We start from the raw sequence: 16406 nt of genomic DNA, 5'->3' as shown, positions 1-16406 counted from the left end.
TCAAATCTTGATCACATCTTGGAGGAATGAAAATGACCAGTTTAACAAAAATCAGACAGCAGCAGCCGTACAAGTGGTACCAAACGATGAGAGAAACCTCTCCCGTTCATTACAATGAAAAGGAAGATTGCTGGGAAATCTTCACCTATGATGAAGTGAAGCGGGTGATTTCTGACTACAGTCATTTTTCTTCCGATCATAAATACTTAAGTGCGGACAAGCAGGAAAAAATGATCCGGCATATTAACAAAGACAGCCTTTTGAAAATGGACCCGCCCGAACACACCGTCTTCAGAAAATTGGTCAATCAGCCGTTCATGCCGAAATCGGTTGAGTCTCTTGCACCGCGTATAGCCGCTATCGCTGATGACCTGCTTCAGGCCGTCCGTTCAAAAGGCAGGATGGACATTATTGAAGATTACGCATTTCCGCTTCCGATTATCGTGATCGCAGAGCTTTTAGGATTCCCTCCGAAAGACAGAGATATCTTTAAAAGCTGGGTCGACCAAAGCCAGAATGTAAAAGATGAAAAGAAAATGAATGAAGTGCAAAAGCAGATGATCGGATATTTCATGCAGTTTATTTTACAGCGGAGAAAACAGCCGCAAAATGATTTAATCAGCCATTTAATTTCAGCTGATTTAGACGGAGAGCCGCTGTCAGACAAGCAATTAATCGGTTTTTGCGGCTTGTTGATCGTCGCGGGGCACGTAACGACGGAAAATGTGATCGGAAATTCATTTCTCAGTCTCAAGGAGTTCCCGCACATTCTGCCCCGGCTGCTTGAAAACAAGGCGCTCCTTCCTGACTTTATTGAGGAAGTCATCCGCCTCAGACCTTCCATTCAGCGGGTAACCCGCTACACCGCGGTTGAAAGCGAGATTGGCGGAAAAACGATTCCGGCCGGAGAAAAAGTGTATGCGTGGATTGGATCGGCGAACAGAGATGAAAAGAAGTTTGAAAATGCCGATCAGATTGACTTGGGACGAAAGCCGAATCAGCATCTGTCATTCGGTCAGGGCAGCCATTATTGTTTAGGAGCGCCGCTGGCCCGGCTTGAAGCGAAAATCGCGCTTTCCCACTTTTTTGAACAGATGTCCGCATGGCGTTTTACTGAGGATCAAGAGCCGAATCTGGTTCCGAGCCCTGTATTTCACGGCGTTGACAGGCTGCTTGTTGAGTTTTGAACGGAAAAATAAAAGAGGCTTCCACAGGAAGCCTCTTTACTCTGGGGGCTTGGAGAAATGAATGTAGGAATCGAAGCAATGAACGTGTTTGGCGGAACCGCGTATGTAGACGTCATGGAGCTTGCGGAACATCGGAACTTGGATAAAAAAAGGTTTGAGAACCTGCTGATGAAAGAAAAAGTGGTGGCGCTTCCGTTTGAAGATCCGATTACGTTCGCCGTAAATGCCGCAAAACCGATTATCGACTCTCTGTCAGAAGAGGAACGGAATCAGATTGAAATGGTCATCACCTGTACGGAATCCGGGATTGATTTTGGCAAATCCATCAGTACATACGTCCATGATTATTTGCAGCTGAAGCGGAATTGCCGGTTATTTGAGGTGAAACAGGCTTGCTATTCTTTAACGGCCGGGTTTCAAATGGGCGTGAATTTCATCTTATCGCAAACATCGCCGGGAGCGAAAGCGCTCATCATCGGAACGGATATTTCCCGCTTTTTAGTGGCTGAAGGCGGTGACGCGTTGACGGAGGAATGGTCCTATGCCGAACCGAGTGCGGGGGCGGGAGCTGTGGCGCTTTTAGTCAGCAGCACCCCTCATGTCTTTTTGCTTGATCAAGGCGCAAGCGGGTATTACGGGTATGAAGTCATGGATACCTGCCGCCCGATTCCGGATAGTGAAGCGGGGGATGCTGATCTGTCGCTCATGTCTTATTTGGACTGCTGTGAAAAATCATTTCAGGAATACCGAAAGCGTGTGAGCGGGGCGGATTATAAGAATACATTTCAATACCTTTCTTTTCATACTCCGTTTGGCGGAATGGTAAAAGGAGCGCATCGGACGATGATGAGAAAATTGGCAAAGGCTAAGCCGCAAGACATTGAAGCGGATTTTCAGCAACGCGTGCTGCCTGGGATTCAATACTGTCAGCGCGTCGGCAACATCATGGGGGCCACCGTATTTTTATCTCTTGCCAGCACGATTGATAACGGCTCTTTTGAAACGCCGAAACGAGTCGGCTGTTTTTCATACGGTTCGGGCTGCTGCTCTGAATTTTACAGCGGTGTCGTTATGCCGCAAAGCCGGACGCGGCAGAATCAATTTCAGATCAGCCGGCATTTGGATGAACGCGTCCGTTTATCGATGGCTGATTATGACCGGCTGCTCCAAGACAGCGGCATCGTAAAATTCGGCACAAGAAATGCCGCGCCCGCAGCAGACATCCCGAATGCGCATCAAGGAAAAACGCGATTGGTGCTGACTGAAATAAAAGAGTTTCACAGAAAGTATGAATGGACGACTTAATATCAGAAACACTCAGAGCCGGAAAGGCTTGAGTATTTTTAAAGAAACGGAGAATAAACATGAATCCAATGATTGATGTACAGGAAACAGAACCGGGCATTGTGCAGGTCACAATGCAGGATACGGCCGGGAAAAACGGGCTGTCAGAAGAGTTTGTCAGAGAGCTGCACCGGGTATTCCGAGACATCAATGCCCATCCGTCCTATAAAACCGTCCTTCTGACGGGTTACGGAAATTATTTCTGCACGGGAGGAACTCAGGAGGGGCTTTTGACCATTCAGAGAGGAAAGCTCCAATTTACAGATTTAAAGCTTCACAGTCTTTTATTGGATTGCAGGATCCCCGTGATTTCTGCCATGCAGGGGCATGCGATCGGAGCCGGCTTTACGATCGGTCTGAGCTCGGATTTCGTGATTTTAAGCAGAGAGAGTTTTTATTCTTGTAATTATATGAAGTACGGATTTACACCGGGAATGGGCGCGACGTATATTGTGCCTGAAAAACTGGGAATTGTCCTCGGGGAAGAAATGCTGTTTACGGCCGCGAATTTCAGCGGCGCCGCTCTGGAAAAACGGGGAGTTCCGTTTGAAGTGCTGCCGAAAAAAGACGTCCTTCAAAGAGGCCGCGAATTAGCCCGGCTGCTGGCGGATAAACCGAGAGCCTCACTGGTTGCGCTGAAAACCAATGTGACCGCACGGATCAAAAGAGAGCTGACAAAAGCGGTTGAGGAAGAGGTGAACATGCACGAAGCCACATTCCATCTTCCTGAAGTAAAAGAGAGAATCAGCCGCTTATACGGCAGTTAAACAGAATGAAAAAAGCATGGGAAGCCCCATGCTTTATCACTGGTCCGTCTTTTGCAGAACGGAGCCTGCGAATTGTTCTTTAATTTCGGCGCTCCGGGCTGCGGTTTCTGCGATGCAGTGCATGATGGCTTCTTCAAAGCGGCGCTCTTCTAATGCGCGAAGGCCTGCTTCAGTCGTGCCGCCCGGGCTTGTGATTTCCTTGCGCAGGCGTTCAGGCCGTTTGCTGCTTGTTCTGAGCATTTCCGTCGCCCCGGCCATGGTTTGTAAAATCAGCTCTTTTGCCGTTTCTTCCGGCAGGCCGGCTTGAAGGGCGGCCTTTTCCATTGCTTCGACATACCGGTACACATAGGCGGGACCGCTTCCGGCAATGGCTGTGACGGCGTCAAGGTGTTTTTCTTCAAAGCGCGTCGCTTCTCCGATTGTTTCCAGAAGCTCTTTTGCCGTCCGGATTTCAGCTTCACTCGCCTCGGAGCTTGCGGAAAAACCGGTCGCCGATTGCTGAATGGCCGCGGATGTATTCGGCATCGCCCGGATGATGGTGAGCTTTCTGCCGAAATATTGCTGAATCGTGTGAATCGTCAGCCCTGCGATGACAGAAATCACAAGCTGATCTTTCACGTATTCGCGAATGTTCTCAATGCTTTCTGCCGCATCTTTCGGTTTAAAGGCGAGAACGAGAATGTCGGTATTGCTGAAAAACTCTTCTTTATCCCGGCACGGTTTTACTCCGTACGTTTTTTGGAGCTCTTCAAGCCGGCTGTCATTTGACCGGTTTGTCATATATATATGTCCGGGGGCTGTCATTCCGCTTTGCAGCAGTCCGTTCACCATTGCTTCCGCCATTGATCCGGCCCCGATAAAACCGATTTTCTTCATATAAATCCTCCTTCTTCTCAAAACACAAAAAAACCTTCCCGTCAAAAAGGACGAAAAGGTTTCGCGGTACCACCTTACATTAGCACGAATCAGCCGTGCTCAGCTCAAATCCCGTAACGAGGGGATACGTTTAGGTTTTCCTAACCGCTCTGAGGGCAGGTTCTGTAAACAAGAGGGCCGCAATGTCTTTCAGCCGGGGACATTGCTCTCTGCTGCCGTTGTTTATATACTAGTTCCTCGTCATCGCGTTCCGTGTTTTCTAGTTTGTTGTTCATTATGCTATGCGCAAGAGCGGGATGTCAATCTTTTTTTCCGATATGCGGCAATAATGACACAGTGAAAAGAAAACGCTAAAATATGATTATTCAGGAATGAAAAGAACGAAGGAGCGTAAACATGGCAGCGAGAAAGATCATTCCGATACGTGTGCCGACTCCGTTTGCAGTCGGCGACGTTATCGTTTATTTAGTAAAAGATGAGGCTTTAACCCTTATTGATTGCGGCCCGAATACAAAGGAAGCGGCTGAATCGCTCTCATTGCAGCTTAAGGAACACGGGGTTTCTGCGGCGGATATAGAACAGGTGGTGCTCACTCATCATCACGCAGATCATTCAGGTCTGCTGCACCTTTTTTCCGACGATGCGGAAGTAATAGGGCATCCGCTGAATGACAGGTACATTACTCAGGATCAGTCGTATATCGCCCGGCAGGAGGACTTTTTTCTGTCGCTTATGACTGAAATGGACGTTCCCCTGACGCCTGAAGACATACATAAAACAGTTAAGCTGTCATACTTATTTTCTGCAAACCGTCCGTTAACGAAAACAGTGGAAGAAGGCGGAAAAATTGACGGGCTTAACGGCTGGACGGTGCTCGAAATCCCGGGTCATGCCGCTTCTCACATTGCGCTCTACCATGAAAAAAGCGGTGAAATGTTCAGCGGCGATCTGCTTTTATCCAACAGCTCCACCAATCCGATTCTGGAAGCTCCGGAAAAGGGGGGCGTGCGCGCGGCCCCGATGCTCGACTACTTGAACTCAATGAAGCGGCTGTATGACGTAAACCCGTCCTTTTTATATCCGGGACACGGCGATCTGCTGACAGACGTAAAACCTGCTTTTGACAGGCGGCTTGAAAAACAGAGAAATCGGTCGGAATATGTGCTGCGCCTGTTGTCAGAGGAAACGCTGACGGCTTTCCAGGTATGCCGGCGGCTGTTTCCGGCTGTGTATGAAAATGAATTGTTTTTAACGATGTCAGAAACGATCGGCCATCTTGACGTGCTGGCCGCCGAAGGGAAGGCTGTATCCTTTCAGTCGGGGAACACTCTGAAGTTTAAAGCTGTGAAGGGGTGAAGGAAATGGGCAGATTAACGGATAAGCGGATTTGGATCACCGGAGCATCCGGCGGACTCGGAGAACGGCTTGCATATTCCTGCGCGGCAGAAGGGGCTCATGTTTTTTTATCCGCCAGGCGGGAGGACCGCTTGCAGGAAGTGAAAAAGACGATTACCGCGCGCGGCGGACAGTGTGATGTCGTTCCCTTTGACGTCCGGCATGCAGAAGAGGCTGAAAACGTAAGGCGTTTGATCGGTCATGTTGACGTATTAATCAACAACGCCGGCTTCGGCATTTTTGAAACGGCCGCTGATTCATCTTTGGATGATATGAAGGCAATGTTTGAAGTCAACGTCTTCGGATTAATCGCCTGTACGAAGGCCTGTCTTCCTGTGATGCTTCATGCGAAAAGCGGCCATATTATCAATATCGCCTCACAGGCCGGCAAATTGGCGACGCCGAAATCAAGCCTTTATTCCGCAACGAAGCACGCCGTGTTAGGATATTCCAACGCACTGCGGCTTGAGCTGGCCGGTACGGGTGTAGCCGTGACAACGGTTAATCCCGGTCCGATCAAAACAGACTTCTTTACAATTGCAGATAAAGAGGGCGGTTATGTGAAAAGCGTCGGCAGATGGATGCTTGATGCCGACCATGTGGCAGAGCGTATTACATCCGTGATTCTGACGGATAAACGGGAAATGAATCTTCCGCGATGGATGAGCCTCGGGACGAAGCTGTATCAGCTTTTCCCATCGTTTACAGAGAAACTGGCAGGCCGCGCATTAAAGAAAAAGTAACAAGGGGGAAAAAGGAATGTCCGACCGGGATATACACAAGGCATTGATGGCAGAGCCTCTAGTCAGGCAAATGGCGGAGGCGCGTGAAGTATTTTGGATCAATCCGCATAAAACCGATGATCCAGTAAAGCATGGCGCTGAATGGAAAAAGGAGATTGCCGAAGCGGAAGAAAGGCTGCGCCGGTTTGCGCCTTATATCGCGTCGGCTTTTCCGGAGACGAAAGCGGAGGGAGGCCTCATTGAATCTCCGCTTGTCTTGATTAATGAAATGAAGAAGCATCTGGAACACAGCGCCGCTCAGGCTTTCCCCGGGCGTCTGCTTTTGAAATGCGACGACGAACTTCCGATTTCCGGTTCCATTAAAGCGCGCGGCGGGATTTACGAAGTGCTGAAGCATGCCGAAGATCTCGCGGTAAAAGCGGGAATGCTCTCAGCAGACGACGATTACAGCATATTGACTGAAGAACGGTTTACCGCTTTTTTCTCAAAATACTCTATAGCCGTCGGCTCTACGGGCAATTTAGGTCTGAGTATCGGCATAATCGGCGCGAAGCTCGGCTTTTGTGTGACCGTTCATATGTCCAGTGACGCAAAGCAGTGGAAAAAGGAGCTGCTCCGGGAAAAGGGGGTTCGCGTCATCGAATATGAAGCAGACTACAGTCTGGCTGTCAAAGAGGGGCGCATGCAGGCGAAGCAGGACCCTTATTGTTATTTTATTGATGATGAGCATTCCCGGGATCTGTTTTTGGGGTATGCCGTTGCGGGAAGCCGTGTGAAAAAGCAGCTCGACCAAATGAACATAAAGCCTGATGCAGATGAACCGCTTTTCGTTTATTTGCCGTGCGGGGTCGGAGGAGGCCCGGGCGGCGTCGCGCTTGCGCTAAAGCTGATCTATGGCGAGCATGTCCATATTTTTTTCGGTGAGCCGACGCATTCACCGTGTATGCTGTTAGGACTGTTTTCCGGCTTGCATGACGGAATCAGCGTGCAGGATATCGGTCTTGATAATCAAACGGCCGCCGACGGACTCGCGGTGGGAAGGCCGTCCGGACTGGCCGGCCCTCTGATGGAGCCTATAATCAGCGGCTGTTATACCGCCGATGACGGCACGCTTTTTTCGCTGCTTTATCAATTAAGGGCGGCCGAGAATAAGAGCCTTGAACCCTCTGCACTCGCCGGACTGGCCGGAGCCGTCAAGGTCGTTCAGACCGAAGCCGGAAACCGTTATATAAAAGAGCGGGGGCTTGAGATGGAAAATGCCGTGCACCTTGTGTGGAGCACCGGCGGAAGCATGGTTCCGGAGGAGGAAATGGAAGAGTACAGCCGGATCGGTTCCTCATTTTTGAAAAAAATGGGCAGACAGTGAAGCGGTTTTCCGTTACAATCTTTGTAAGCGTTTGTTTTTTTATCGGAAAGCCATACAGAGAGATTGGTGTGAATTGTGAAAAGTAAAGAATTGAACTTACATACATTGTATACGCAGCACAGCCGCGAGTCGTGGGCCGGATTCGGCGGCCATCTTTCCATTGCCGTTTCAGAGGAAGAAGCCAAGGCCGTAGAGGGGCTGAATGACTACCTGTCGGTGGAAGAAGTAGAAACGATTTACATTCCGCTTGTGCGCCTGCTCCATCTTCATGTCACGTCTGCCGCAAGACGGAATCAGCATGTCAATGTGTTTCTGAAGCATCCGCATTCAGCGAAAATCCCGTTTATCATCGGAATCGCGGGCAGTGTCGCCGTCGGCAAAAGCACGACGGCGAGAATTTTGCAAAAGCTTCTTTCCCGTCTGCCAGACAGGCCGAAGGTGAGCCTGGTGACAACCGACGGTTTTTTGTATCCGACGGCGGAATTAAAAAGGAAAAACCTTCTGTCCAGAAAGGGATTCCCGGAAAGCTACGACGTGAAAGCGCTGCTTGAGTTTCTGAACGATATAAAGTCGGGGAAAGAGAGAGTGGAGGCGCCCGTATATTCCCATCTTACGTATGACAGGGAAGAGGGCGCCGTCGAGGTTGTCGAAGGTGCGGATATCGTTATTATCGAAGGAATCAATGTCCTGCAGTCGCCGACCTTAGAGGACGACAGGGAAGATCCGCGGATTTTTGTATCGGATTTCTTTGATTTTTCGATCTATGTGGATGCCGAAGAAAGCCGGATTTTCACGTGGTATTTGGAGCGTTTCCGCCTCTTAAGAGAAACCGCTTTTCAGGATCCGGCTTCTTATTTTCATAAATTTAAGGATTTGTCTGATGCAGAAGCGGATACCATGGCCGCCTCCATTTGGGAGAGCGTCAACCGTCCGAATCTGTATGAAAATATTCTGCCGACAAAATTCAGATCGGATTTGATTTTGAGAAAAGGTGACGGCCATAAAGTTGAAGAGGTGCTGGTAAGGCGGGTGTGATGTGAGGAGGAAGCGAATATTATGATACACCATATTGAGTTGTATGTATCTGACTTGAAAGCCTCCGCCCGGTTTTGGGGATGGTTTTTAGGTGAGCTCGGTTATAGGGAATTTCAAAATTGGGACTCCGGCATCAGCTGGAAAAACGCAGGATTTTATGTTGTGCTTGTACAGTCAGAGGAGCGTTTTTTAACACCGGAGTACCACAGATGCCGGGTCGGGCTGAACCATCTGGCTTTTCATGCTGCATCAAGAGAGCAGGTTGACGAGATGACAGAAAAGCTGCTTGCCAGAGGATGCCCCGTGCTTTACAGGGACCGCCATCCATATGCAGGCGGAAGCACGCATTACGCCGTATACACGGAGGACCCGGATCGGATAAAAGTGGAGCTCGTTGCTCCTGCTTCTGAATGAACTATAACTTTTCGTTTTTTTCTTCGCGCAGCGCGTCGAGTTTCTTTTCGATTCTGTCCAATTGTATGCGGCGCTTGTTCAAGCTTCTGAATACGTATATCACGGCAAACAGGAAAAATGCGGCTGCAATAAATGAAATCAATTGAAAAATGACATCACCGATGTTCATCTTTTTTACCTCCGTGTACGGCGGGCTTCTTCAGCCCGCCGTTTTTTCATTTGACCGATGTGAAGACATGGGGGATGAATCATTTCTCTCCTAGCTTTGTTTTTTTTCTGAGAATGAATAGTTTCTGCATGTGGCTTATGACCACTTTTGCGGCCGCATATCCCGGAATGGCCAGCAGCATCCCGGCAATTCCTGAGAATTTGCCGGCGGCAAGCAGAAGAAAAATAATGGTCAGCGGGTGAATGTCCAGCTTCCGACCCATAATTTGCGGGGAAATCAGCTGGCTTTCAAGCTGCTGGACAATGACGACGACCGTAATCACCAGCACCGCCTCGGTCGGTGAATCGAACAATCCGACAATGACTCCGGGAAATGTGCCGATCCAAGGCCCGATAAACGGAATCAGGTTTGTCACCATGGCGAACGCGCCCAGAACGAGCGGATAATCGAGCCCGATTATAAAATAGCCGATCGTGACGAGAACGCCGACACAGAAACTGACGAGCAGCTGTCCTTGTATGTATGAACTGAGAGCTTCATCCATATCCCGAAGGATTTGTTTTCCTTCTTTTTGATGTTTTTCCGGAAGAAGCCGCAGCAGTCGCCGAGGGGCTTTGTTTCCTTCTTTTAACATGTAATACAGCGCAAACGGAATAATGGCTGCGGTGATGGCGGCATTGGCAGCCGTACCGGCCAGGCTGCTGAGAGAATCAGCGATTGAACCGGAATAATTTGCGGCTTTGTCTGCTAATTTTTTAAAGGAATCCCCATGCTGAAGCCGGGAAAACCATTTGCTGTCCTGGAGATGCCCGATCCAATTTTCAGCTTTTGCGGAAAGCTCCGGAATATGATCTGTGAAGGCTGTAAACTGTTTTTGAACGGCAGGGCCCGCCGTATAAAGGAAGAGGACAAAAAGGCCGGCTGTTCCCGCATAAATCGCTAAAATCGCGATTCCTTCGGGCAGCTTTAATTTCGCATGCAGCACTCTGACGAGCGGGCGGCACAAATAGTAAAGGACGCCCGATAATACAATGGGCGGAAACAAGGTTTTAACCGTAATCACAACAGGCTGGAACAAAAAGTCTATTAATGTTCCGAGATAAATGATGAGAAATAACAGAAGAACGGCATAGCCGATCCTGAAATAAGGCCCGACAGGCATATCCTGCACCACGCAATCTTTAAGGGTTTACTCTCGGACATTTCCCTTATCGCCCGGTGCATAAACGTCCGTGTCAGGAAAACTGCCCTTGATTGGTGACGTAATCGTAGATAATATCTTCTACATGGGCATGGAGATCCTCATCGGGTTCTTCATTCCTTCTTTCTTCTAAAGCTTTTTTTAAACTCTGTTTTTCATAGGGGCTCAGCGGATCTGTCGACACATTCCGTCCATACTGGCGGAGGGCTTGTCCCAGCATTTTTTCTATAAATTGATCCATCATATATTCTCCTATTCTTGTCATTCATCTTTATTCTACTAAATATCATGTGATCCTCCCACTCTTCTATCATATTTTCTGTCAGGACGATTTTATTCCAGTTCAGCCGAGAGAATACGATGAAACGGCAGCGTTAACGCATCTTCATCGTTTATGATTTTTAAACGCTTTTCGTCATGCATCACTTGTTTTACCCAGCCCCAAAAGCGGCGGGGGCCGTGTGCGGAAGCGTAGGTGACCGAAATGGCCCTGTCTTCTTCAATCGACGCCGCAATGATGCGGTTCATGTCGTTCAGTTGCTCTTCGCTCAGTTCCGGAGGCCGGAATTCCCGTTCTTTTCGTTTTTTCGCAAGCAGCTGCTCCCGATGTTCGGGCAGCATCATCCGGCTTGATTCCCACATGACATTATACCCGGGTGTTAATTTGTTCGGATTCATGTATATCACCTCAAATTATTTGTAATGCCCGCCGATTTTTTCAGCCCGGTGAAAGGCTTGGCCGGCCTCTGTCAGTGAAGCGGCATGGAGGAGCGACGCAGGGCCGTACCGCTCATGAATATCATCCAATACTTTGCCGAGACTGATCTTTTTTTCCTGGGCATCGAACAGGCTCAGCTGAACATAATCACAAGGCTCCAGCTGGGAAAGGGAGACGCCGGCGCTGCGGACGGGCTCACCGTTCCAATGCTCTTTGAAGAGCTTGACCGCCGTTTTAAAAATATCCATTCCGAAATTAGTCGGAGACACCAGCTTTCTCTGTCTGTGAAAACCTGAAGGGAATTCAAAATCAGCGCCTCTGATGCTGACCGAAACCGTATGGCCGATGTATTGTTTGAAACGGGCGCGGCGGGCCACTTCTTCGCTTAACTCCAGCAGCACGACTTTGATATCCTCAAAGCGGCTGTAGTCTCTCGGGAGGGTCATGTTATGGCCGATCGCTTTTTGCCGGCTGTGCGTGTTGACGGTGACCGGAGAGGGATCGATGCCGCGGGCTGTCCGCTGAAGCAATTCGCCGTTAATGCCCCAGCGTTTTTTCAGCAATTCGGCGGGGTGTCCGGCAAGCCCGCCGATTGTGCTGATGCCCATCCGTCTTAAATGATGCTCCATCCGTTTTCCGATGCCGAATAATTTTCCGACCGGCAGCGGCCACAGATCCTGCCTGATATTTGACATATCCAATCTGTGGATGCCGGATGCGTTTTTTTTGGCAAAATGGTCGCAAGCCATTTTCGCGAGCGCCTTATTCGGCCCGATGCCGACACGGGCATAAATTCCGAATTCACGCATAATCGCTTGCTGAATGCTTTTGGCAATTGTAAAAGGATCACCGAACAGCCGCCTGCTTCCGGTCACGTCGAGAAACTGCTCATCGATGGAGTAGGGTTCTACAAGATCGGTATACCGTTCAAACAGTTCGGTAATCATGACGGATACATCAATATACCGCTGCATCCGCGGACGGACAATAACGGCATCGGGACATTTGGCCTGCGCTTCCCACAGCCGTTCGGCATTTTTTACGCCGTATCGTTTGGCGAGCGGACAAGCCGCAAGCACGACGCCGCTGCGTCTTTCGGGATCTCCCGAGACAATCACGGGCCGGCTTTTGAGATGAGGCGCTTCCGCTTTTTCCACAGACGCATAAAACGATTGCATATCTACAAGAAGAATATCAGCCATAAAAAAACCTCCGGGAACGTTTGTTCTGTTTTTCATTGTACCCGAACAATGACCACGTTTATACTGGTAAATCATTCCCCGGCTGGAAGACGTGCTGATTTGTTTGCTTGAAAAGAAATCATTTACAATTGCAAACAACCCACATATAATTTTTTATATTCCAATGAGAAGAGCTGACATTCATTTTGCCGGACGAAAAGGAGAGTCAATCGATAATGGATATTCGAACAATTACCTCTGAAGACTATGAAATGGTTACGTCTGTTTTGAATGAATGGTGGGGCGGCAGGCAGATGAAAGACAAACTGCCGCGCTTGTTTTTTGAACATTTTCAGGACACAAGCTTTATCACGTACGGGCCGGAGGGAATGACCGGTTTTTTAATCGGTTTTCAGTCGCAATCAGACCCTGAGACAGCCTACATTCATTTTTCCGGTGTGCATCCGGATTTCAGAAAAATGCAAATTGGAAAACAGCTCTACGACCGATTTATGGAGACGGTGAAGAAAAGGGGCTGCACAAAAGTCAATTGCGTGACGGCGCCTGTCAATAAAGTATCAATCGCTTATCATAGAAAATTAGGCTTTGAAGCTGAAAAAGGAACCAAAACCGTAAACGGAATCCCTGTTTTTGCGAATTATGACGGTCCGGGAGAAGACCGGATTCTGTTTGTGAAATATATGTAGAGGGGGATGAATATGGGTTTTTTAGCTGACACGCCCAAACCGCCCTATTATGCGGTCATTTTTTCATCAATAAAGGGAAAATATGATGAGGAATATGAACATACGGCAGAGCGCATGATGAATTTGGCAGGCGGACAGCCGGGCTTTTTAGGCGCGGAAAGCGTTCGGGAGGAAAACGGCTGCGGCATCACGGTTTCCTACTGGGACAGCCTGGAGGCGATTAAAAGGTGGAAAGATCATACGGACCACCAGGCGGCAAAACAAAAAGGAAAAACCGCCTGGTATGAAGCATACGCGGTCCGCATTACGAAGACGGAGTCACAGCGGATGTTTGCGTCAAAAGGGGCGGAAGATTGATTACATTTTTACAGCATACACAAGAACAGACCGCGCGGGAAATTGCGGCGGTTCAGCGCTGCTCTTATCAAAAAGAAGCAGAGCTGATCGGCTTTTTCGGCATCCCCGCCTTGCATGAAACACCCGATGATATACAGCGGTCACGGGAGACGTTTGCCGGTTTCAAGGAAAAAGATCAGCTTGCAGGCGTCATTTCGTATGAAAAAAAGGGATATGACCTTGTCATATGCAGGCTGACGGTGCACCCGTCCGGCTTTCGAAAAGGAATCGGACGGGCGCTTATTCAATTTGTGATAGACGAGAACCGGGACGCCCAAAAAATAGAGGCGGCTACCGCCAGCCAAAACGTTCCGGCAGTCTCTCTCTATTTAAAAACCGGGTTCACAGAAGCCGGACAGATAGAGACGCCGGAAGGGCTGGCCCTCTCGTTTTTTCATCTTTATCCGAAGAGGAAAGCGGAAGTTGTTCCGTACAAGCCGGAATGGAAAGAAATGTTTGAAAGAGAGAAGGCGGACTTGATCCGAATCTTCGGCCCAGCACTTCATTCTGTCAGACACATCGGCAGCACCTCTATCCCGGGGATGGCCGCCAAACCCGTCATTGATATACTGGCGGAGGTTAAAGATATTTCGGACGCTGACCGATTCAGTCCGCAGCTGGAAGCACTCGGCTATGAGGCGAAAGGGGAAAACGGGCTAGAGGGCCGGCGTTTCTTTCAAAAAGGCGGCAGCAAGCGCACACACCACGTTCACATATACGAAACAGGCCATCCGGACGTGAAGCGTCATCTGCTGTTCCGGGATTTCCTCACCGCAAAGCCTGAAAAAGCGGCTCAATACATGGAACTGAAACGGCACCTCGCTAAGACGTACCCATACGATATGGAAAAATATAGTGAAGGAAAAAATGATTGGATCAAGGCGGCTGAACAAGAGGCAAAGGTCTGGGAGAGCGGGCTGCTGTAAAGAAAGCAGAAACAATGCATACAGCGGCTCGGTATGCTACAATGGCGAAAATGAAAAACGGAGGATCATCTATGCAAATACATGTGACGGATGCGGCGAAACACACACTTCAGCAGGCAATGGACGCCAACCCGGGGAAAAAAGCGCAGCTCCGCTATGACGCAGAAGGCTGCGGGTGCGCGGTGAGCGGCGTGCCGACCATCTGGCTGGCGGACGAATTAACGGGACAATGCGAAGCCATTGAAACCAACGGACTTCCGCTTTACATCCAGACCTCACAAAAAGTGTTTTTTGACGAGGAAATGACAATCGATTACAATGAAAAGGCAAAAACGCTCGTCTTAAAAAGCCCGGCAGAGATGCTGAGCCCGAGAATGAGCATATTAGTAAAGCAGGGAGAAACGGAAAGTGAATCAAAAGCTGAAAGCCATTAAACAGACGGCACAGCATAAAACGTGGGTATCCTTTCTGAACAACAACCACCCGTACAGTCTGCTGCACTGGTCCATCGGAGGCGCTGAATCCGTTCAGAAGGATGTCTGGCTGCTTCAGGATGAGATGACCTTCAAAGCGCAGGAGTTTACGACAATCGACCTCGCCATTGACTGGATCGGAGAAAATATGGACGGGATTACCGACGTTTTATGACGTGAAAGCGAAAGAACCAGCATACGTTCTTTCGCTTTTTTACGTTTGCGTCATGGTATCTAAAAAGGTTTGAACGGCTTTACGGTAGCTCTCCGGATTTTTGGTGTACGACATGGCATGCCCGCCCGATTCGGCCAGATAGAGCATCTTAGGGCCGCGTTTTTTGCGGTGCAGCAATTCGGAACAAGCGGGAGGTATATAATCATCTTCCTTACTGTGAATAAACAGCACGGGCTGCCGGATTCGGCTGATAACCGATAGAGGCGATACATCACGGATACGGTATCCTTCTCTCATCCGCAAAAAGAAATCAGCCAAAGGCAGAAGCGGCCACGGAGGCAGCCGGAACTCCCGCTTCACCCTGTAGGCGAGCTGATCGCGAAAGCTTGCGAACGGACAGTCCGCAATATAAAAATCAGCGCCGTTTTCATCCTGATGCCCGCCCGCGTATAATAAGGCCGTCACCGCTCCCATCGATTCCCCGTGGATGCCGATTTGACCGCCGTCTCCGGTTTTGTGTCTCACCCAATTCACGGCTTCTTCCAAATCATCTTTTTCAAAATAGCCGTAGCTCGTCGTTCTGCCGCCGCTTTTTCCGTGCCCGCGGTGGTCATATACGAGCACATTCCATCCTAAATCTAAAAATAAATCCATGTATTTCAATGAATTGAACGAATTTACGGTAACGCCGTGACAAATAATCATGGTGTTTGCCGTATGATGCGGGGCGACGTAAAAGCCTTTGATCTCATACCCGTGGCGTGACAGGATGACAGCCTCTTCTTTTTCCATGGCCTGAAAGGAATCAAATCTATCATGCCCGTCCGCCGTTTCTTTTTTCATGATATCTTCATCCGTCTTTTTCTTCATAAACATAATCAGATTCGTAAAAGCGAATCCGGCAGCCAAAAAGACTGCGCAAGCCGAACCGAACACCGCCAGCCATTTTTTCACACAGGCACCCTCCTTTCATATGAAAAATCCTTCCTCCGGCTTTTCAGGACCGTGAACGTTGCCGGCCTCCGGCGCTCCGTGGTACACTTGCTTCACCATATTCAGATACGGGGGGCGTAATGATGAAAAAGCAGCTGCCTAAAGAAAAACACAGCTTAAAAGACGATCTGGAGGAAGATCTGAAGGCCAGGCTTTTGCAAATGAAAAGTGAGCTGAAGGAAGAAGACGAGAAAAAACAGGCGCAGCAAAAGGCGGAACAAATCAGAAAACGAAAAGAAAAAGAAAAACATAAAAGCTTTGAAGAGCTGCTGAATGAAAGCAGTCTCGATTGGCACAAATATAAATAAACCGGCATCTGAAAAGGTGCCGGTTTTATGAT

At 49.1% G+C, this 16406-nt stretch carries 20 protein-coding genes and 1 pseudogene; 14 read left to right on the top strand and 7 right to left on the bottom strand.

Going from position 1 to position 16406, the window contains the following annotated elements:
* Positions 1–32 precede the first annotated feature (32 nt).
* From NYE68_RS12890 to NYE68_RS12880, 3 genes are read left to right on the top strand one after another with little or no spacing between them, the layout of a single operon-like run.
* Positions 33–1187 (top strand): cytochrome P450, encoded by a 1155-nt coding sequence (locus NYE68_RS12890; RefSeq protein ID WP_015417767.1) that lies wholly within the window; start codon positions 33–35, stop codon positions 1185–1187.
* Positions 1188–1244: 57 nt separating this feature from the next.
* Positions 1245–2492 carry a hydroxymethylglutaryl-CoA synthase family protein gene (locus tag NYE68_RS12885; protein WP_007409381.1) on the top strand — a complete coding sequence of 416 codons (1248 nt, stop codon included), beginning with the start codon at positions 1245–1247 and terminating at the stop codon, positions 2490–2492.
* Between the two features lie 59 nt (positions 2493–2551).
* Complete coding sequence (locus tag NYE68_RS12880) at positions 2552–3298, top strand: polyketide synthase (RefSeq protein ID WP_064115492.1); 747 nt, start codon at positions 2552–2554, stop codon at positions 3296–3298.
* Between the two features lie 36 nt (positions 3299–3334).
* Here NYE68_RS12880 and proC read toward each other — a convergent pair whose 3' ends face one another.
* The gene (gene proC / locus NYE68_RS12875) at positions 3335–4174 is read right to left on the bottom strand and encodes a pyrroline-5-carboxylate reductase (RefSeq protein WP_007409383.1); all 840 of its coding nucleotides are present in this window, start codon (positions 4172–4174) and stop codon (positions 3335–3337) included.
* Positions 4175–4570: 396 nt separating this feature from the next.
* On the opposite strand from proC, the gene NYE68_RS12870 reads away from it, so the two are divergent.
* The 5 genes from NYE68_RS12870 to NYE68_RS12850 all read left to right on the top strand — a co-directional run bounded on the left by NYE68_RS12870 (position 4571) and on the right by NYE68_RS12850 (position 9127).
* On the top strand, positions 4571–5530 hold the full coding sequence (locus tag NYE68_RS12870; RefSeq protein WP_113766708.1) for an MBL fold metallo-hydrolase: 960 nt from the start codon (positions 4571–4573) through the stop codon (positions 5528–5530).
* A 5-nt stretch (positions 5531–5535) separates the two neighbouring features.
* Complete coding sequence (locus tag NYE68_RS12865; RefSeq protein ID WP_039063282.1) at positions 5536–6312, top strand: SDR family oxidoreductase; 777 nt, start codon at positions 5536–5538, stop codon at positions 6310–6312.
* A gap of 16 nt (positions 6313–6328) precedes the next feature.
* Positions 6329–7678, top strand: a complete 1350-nt coding sequence (gene dsdA, locus NYE68_RS12860; protein ID WP_064107540.1) for a D-serine ammonia-lyase — start codon at positions 6329–6331, stop codon at positions 7676–7678.
* 75 nt (positions 7679–7753) lie between these two features.
* Positions 7754–8713, top strand: coding sequence for a type I pantothenate kinase (coaA, locus tag NYE68_RS12855; protein WP_003153290.1), 960 nt, complete (start codon positions 7754–7756; stop codon positions 8711–8713).
* Between the two features lie 24 nt (positions 8714–8737).
* Positions 8738–9127, top strand: coding sequence for a VOC family protein (locus NYE68_RS12850; protein WP_324636961.1), 390 nt, complete (start codon positions 8738–8740; stop codon positions 9125–9127).
* Between the two features lies 1 nt (position 9128).
* On the opposite strand, the gene NYE68_RS12845 is transcribed toward NYE68_RS12850, so the two are convergent.
* From NYE68_RS12845 to NYE68_RS12825, 5 genes are all read right to left on the bottom strand, one after another.
* Positions 9129–9296: a DUF4083 family protein gene (locus NYE68_RS12845; RefSeq protein WP_007409388.1), complete on the bottom strand. Its 168-nt coding sequence runs from the start codon at positions 9294–9296 to the stop codon at positions 9129–9131.
* Positions 9297–9375: 79 nt separating this feature from the next.
* On the bottom strand, positions 9376–10458 hold the full coding sequence (locus NYE68_RS12840) for an AI-2E family transporter (RefSeq protein ID WP_015417760.1): 1083 nt from the start codon (positions 10456–10458) through the stop codon (positions 9376–9378).
* A gap of 73 nt (positions 10459–10531) precedes the next feature.
* Entirely contained in the window at positions 10532–10738 is a 207-nt protein-coding gene (locus tag NYE68_RS12835; RefSeq protein WP_003153294.1) for a YqzH family protein, read from the bottom strand.
* A 92-nt stretch (positions 10739–10830) separates the two neighbouring features.
* A complete protein-coding gene (locus NYE68_RS12830) occupies positions 10831–11175 on the bottom strand; it encodes a YolD-like family protein (protein WP_017418082.1) in 345 nt (114 codons plus the stop codon).
* 15 nt (positions 11176–11190) lie between these two features.
* Positions 11191–12417, bottom strand: coding sequence for a DNA polymerase IV (locus tag NYE68_RS12825; RefSeq protein WP_015417758.1), 1227 nt, complete (start codon positions 12415–12417; stop codon positions 11191–11193).
* A gap of 215 nt (positions 12418–12632) precedes the next feature.
* On the opposite strand from NYE68_RS12825, the gene NYE68_RS12820 reads away from it, so the two are divergent.
* The 5 genes and pseudogenes from NYE68_RS12820 (at position 12633) to NYE68_RS12800 (ending at position 15073) form a co-directional block, all read left to right on the top strand.
* Complete coding sequence (locus tag NYE68_RS12820) at positions 12633–13103, top strand: GNAT family N-acetyltransferase (RefSeq protein WP_324636742.1); 471 nt, start codon at positions 12633–12635, stop codon at positions 13101–13103.
* A gap of 12 nt (positions 13104–13115) precedes the next feature.
* Complete coding sequence (locus tag NYE68_RS12815) at positions 13116–13460, top strand: antibiotic biosynthesis monooxygenase (RefSeq protein WP_015240143.1); 345 nt, start codon at positions 13116–13118, stop codon at positions 13458–13460.
* Positions 13457–14422: pseudogene (locus tag NYE68_RS12810) on the top strand (GNAT family N-acetyltransferase); the annotation flags it as partial. The gene NYE68_RS12815 and the pseudogene NYE68_RS12810, both read left to right, overlap by 4 nt.
* Before the next feature lie 74 nt (positions 14423–14496).
* Entirely contained in the window at positions 14497–14859 is a 363-nt protein-coding gene (locus tag NYE68_RS12805; RefSeq protein WP_014305346.1) for an iron-sulfur cluster biosynthesis family protein, read from the top strand.
* Complete coding sequence (locus NYE68_RS12800) at positions 14834–15073, top strand: DUF2552 family protein (protein WP_003153307.1); 240 nt, start codon at positions 14834–14836, stop codon at positions 15071–15073. The genes NYE68_RS12805 and NYE68_RS12800 overlap by 26 nt, the downstream gene beginning before the upstream one ends.
* Positions 15074–15112: 39 nt before the next feature.
* On the opposite strand, the gene NYE68_RS12795 is transcribed toward NYE68_RS12800, so the two are convergent.
* Positions 15113–16027, bottom strand: coding sequence for an alpha/beta hydrolase (locus tag NYE68_RS12795; protein WP_229041301.1), 915 nt, complete (start codon positions 16025–16027; stop codon positions 15113–15115).
* Positions 16028–16149: 122 nt separating this feature from the next.
* Here NYE68_RS12795 and NYE68_RS12790 point away from each other — a divergent pair, with 122 nt between their 5' ends.
* Positions 16150–16374, top strand: coding sequence for a YqkE family protein (locus NYE68_RS12790; protein ID WP_007409396.1), 225 nt, complete (start codon positions 16150–16152; stop codon positions 16372–16374).
* Positions 16375–16406: the final 32 nt, after the last annotated feature.

The organism is Bacillus sp. FSL R5-0447 (assembly GCF_038606125.1).
Classification (GTDB): Bacteria; Bacillota; Bacilli; order Bacillales; family Bacillaceae; genus Bacillus; species Bacillus velezensis.
The sequence above is the reverse complement of the archived record's forward strand: the minus strand, read 5'-3'. Positions and strand labels throughout refer to the sequence as shown.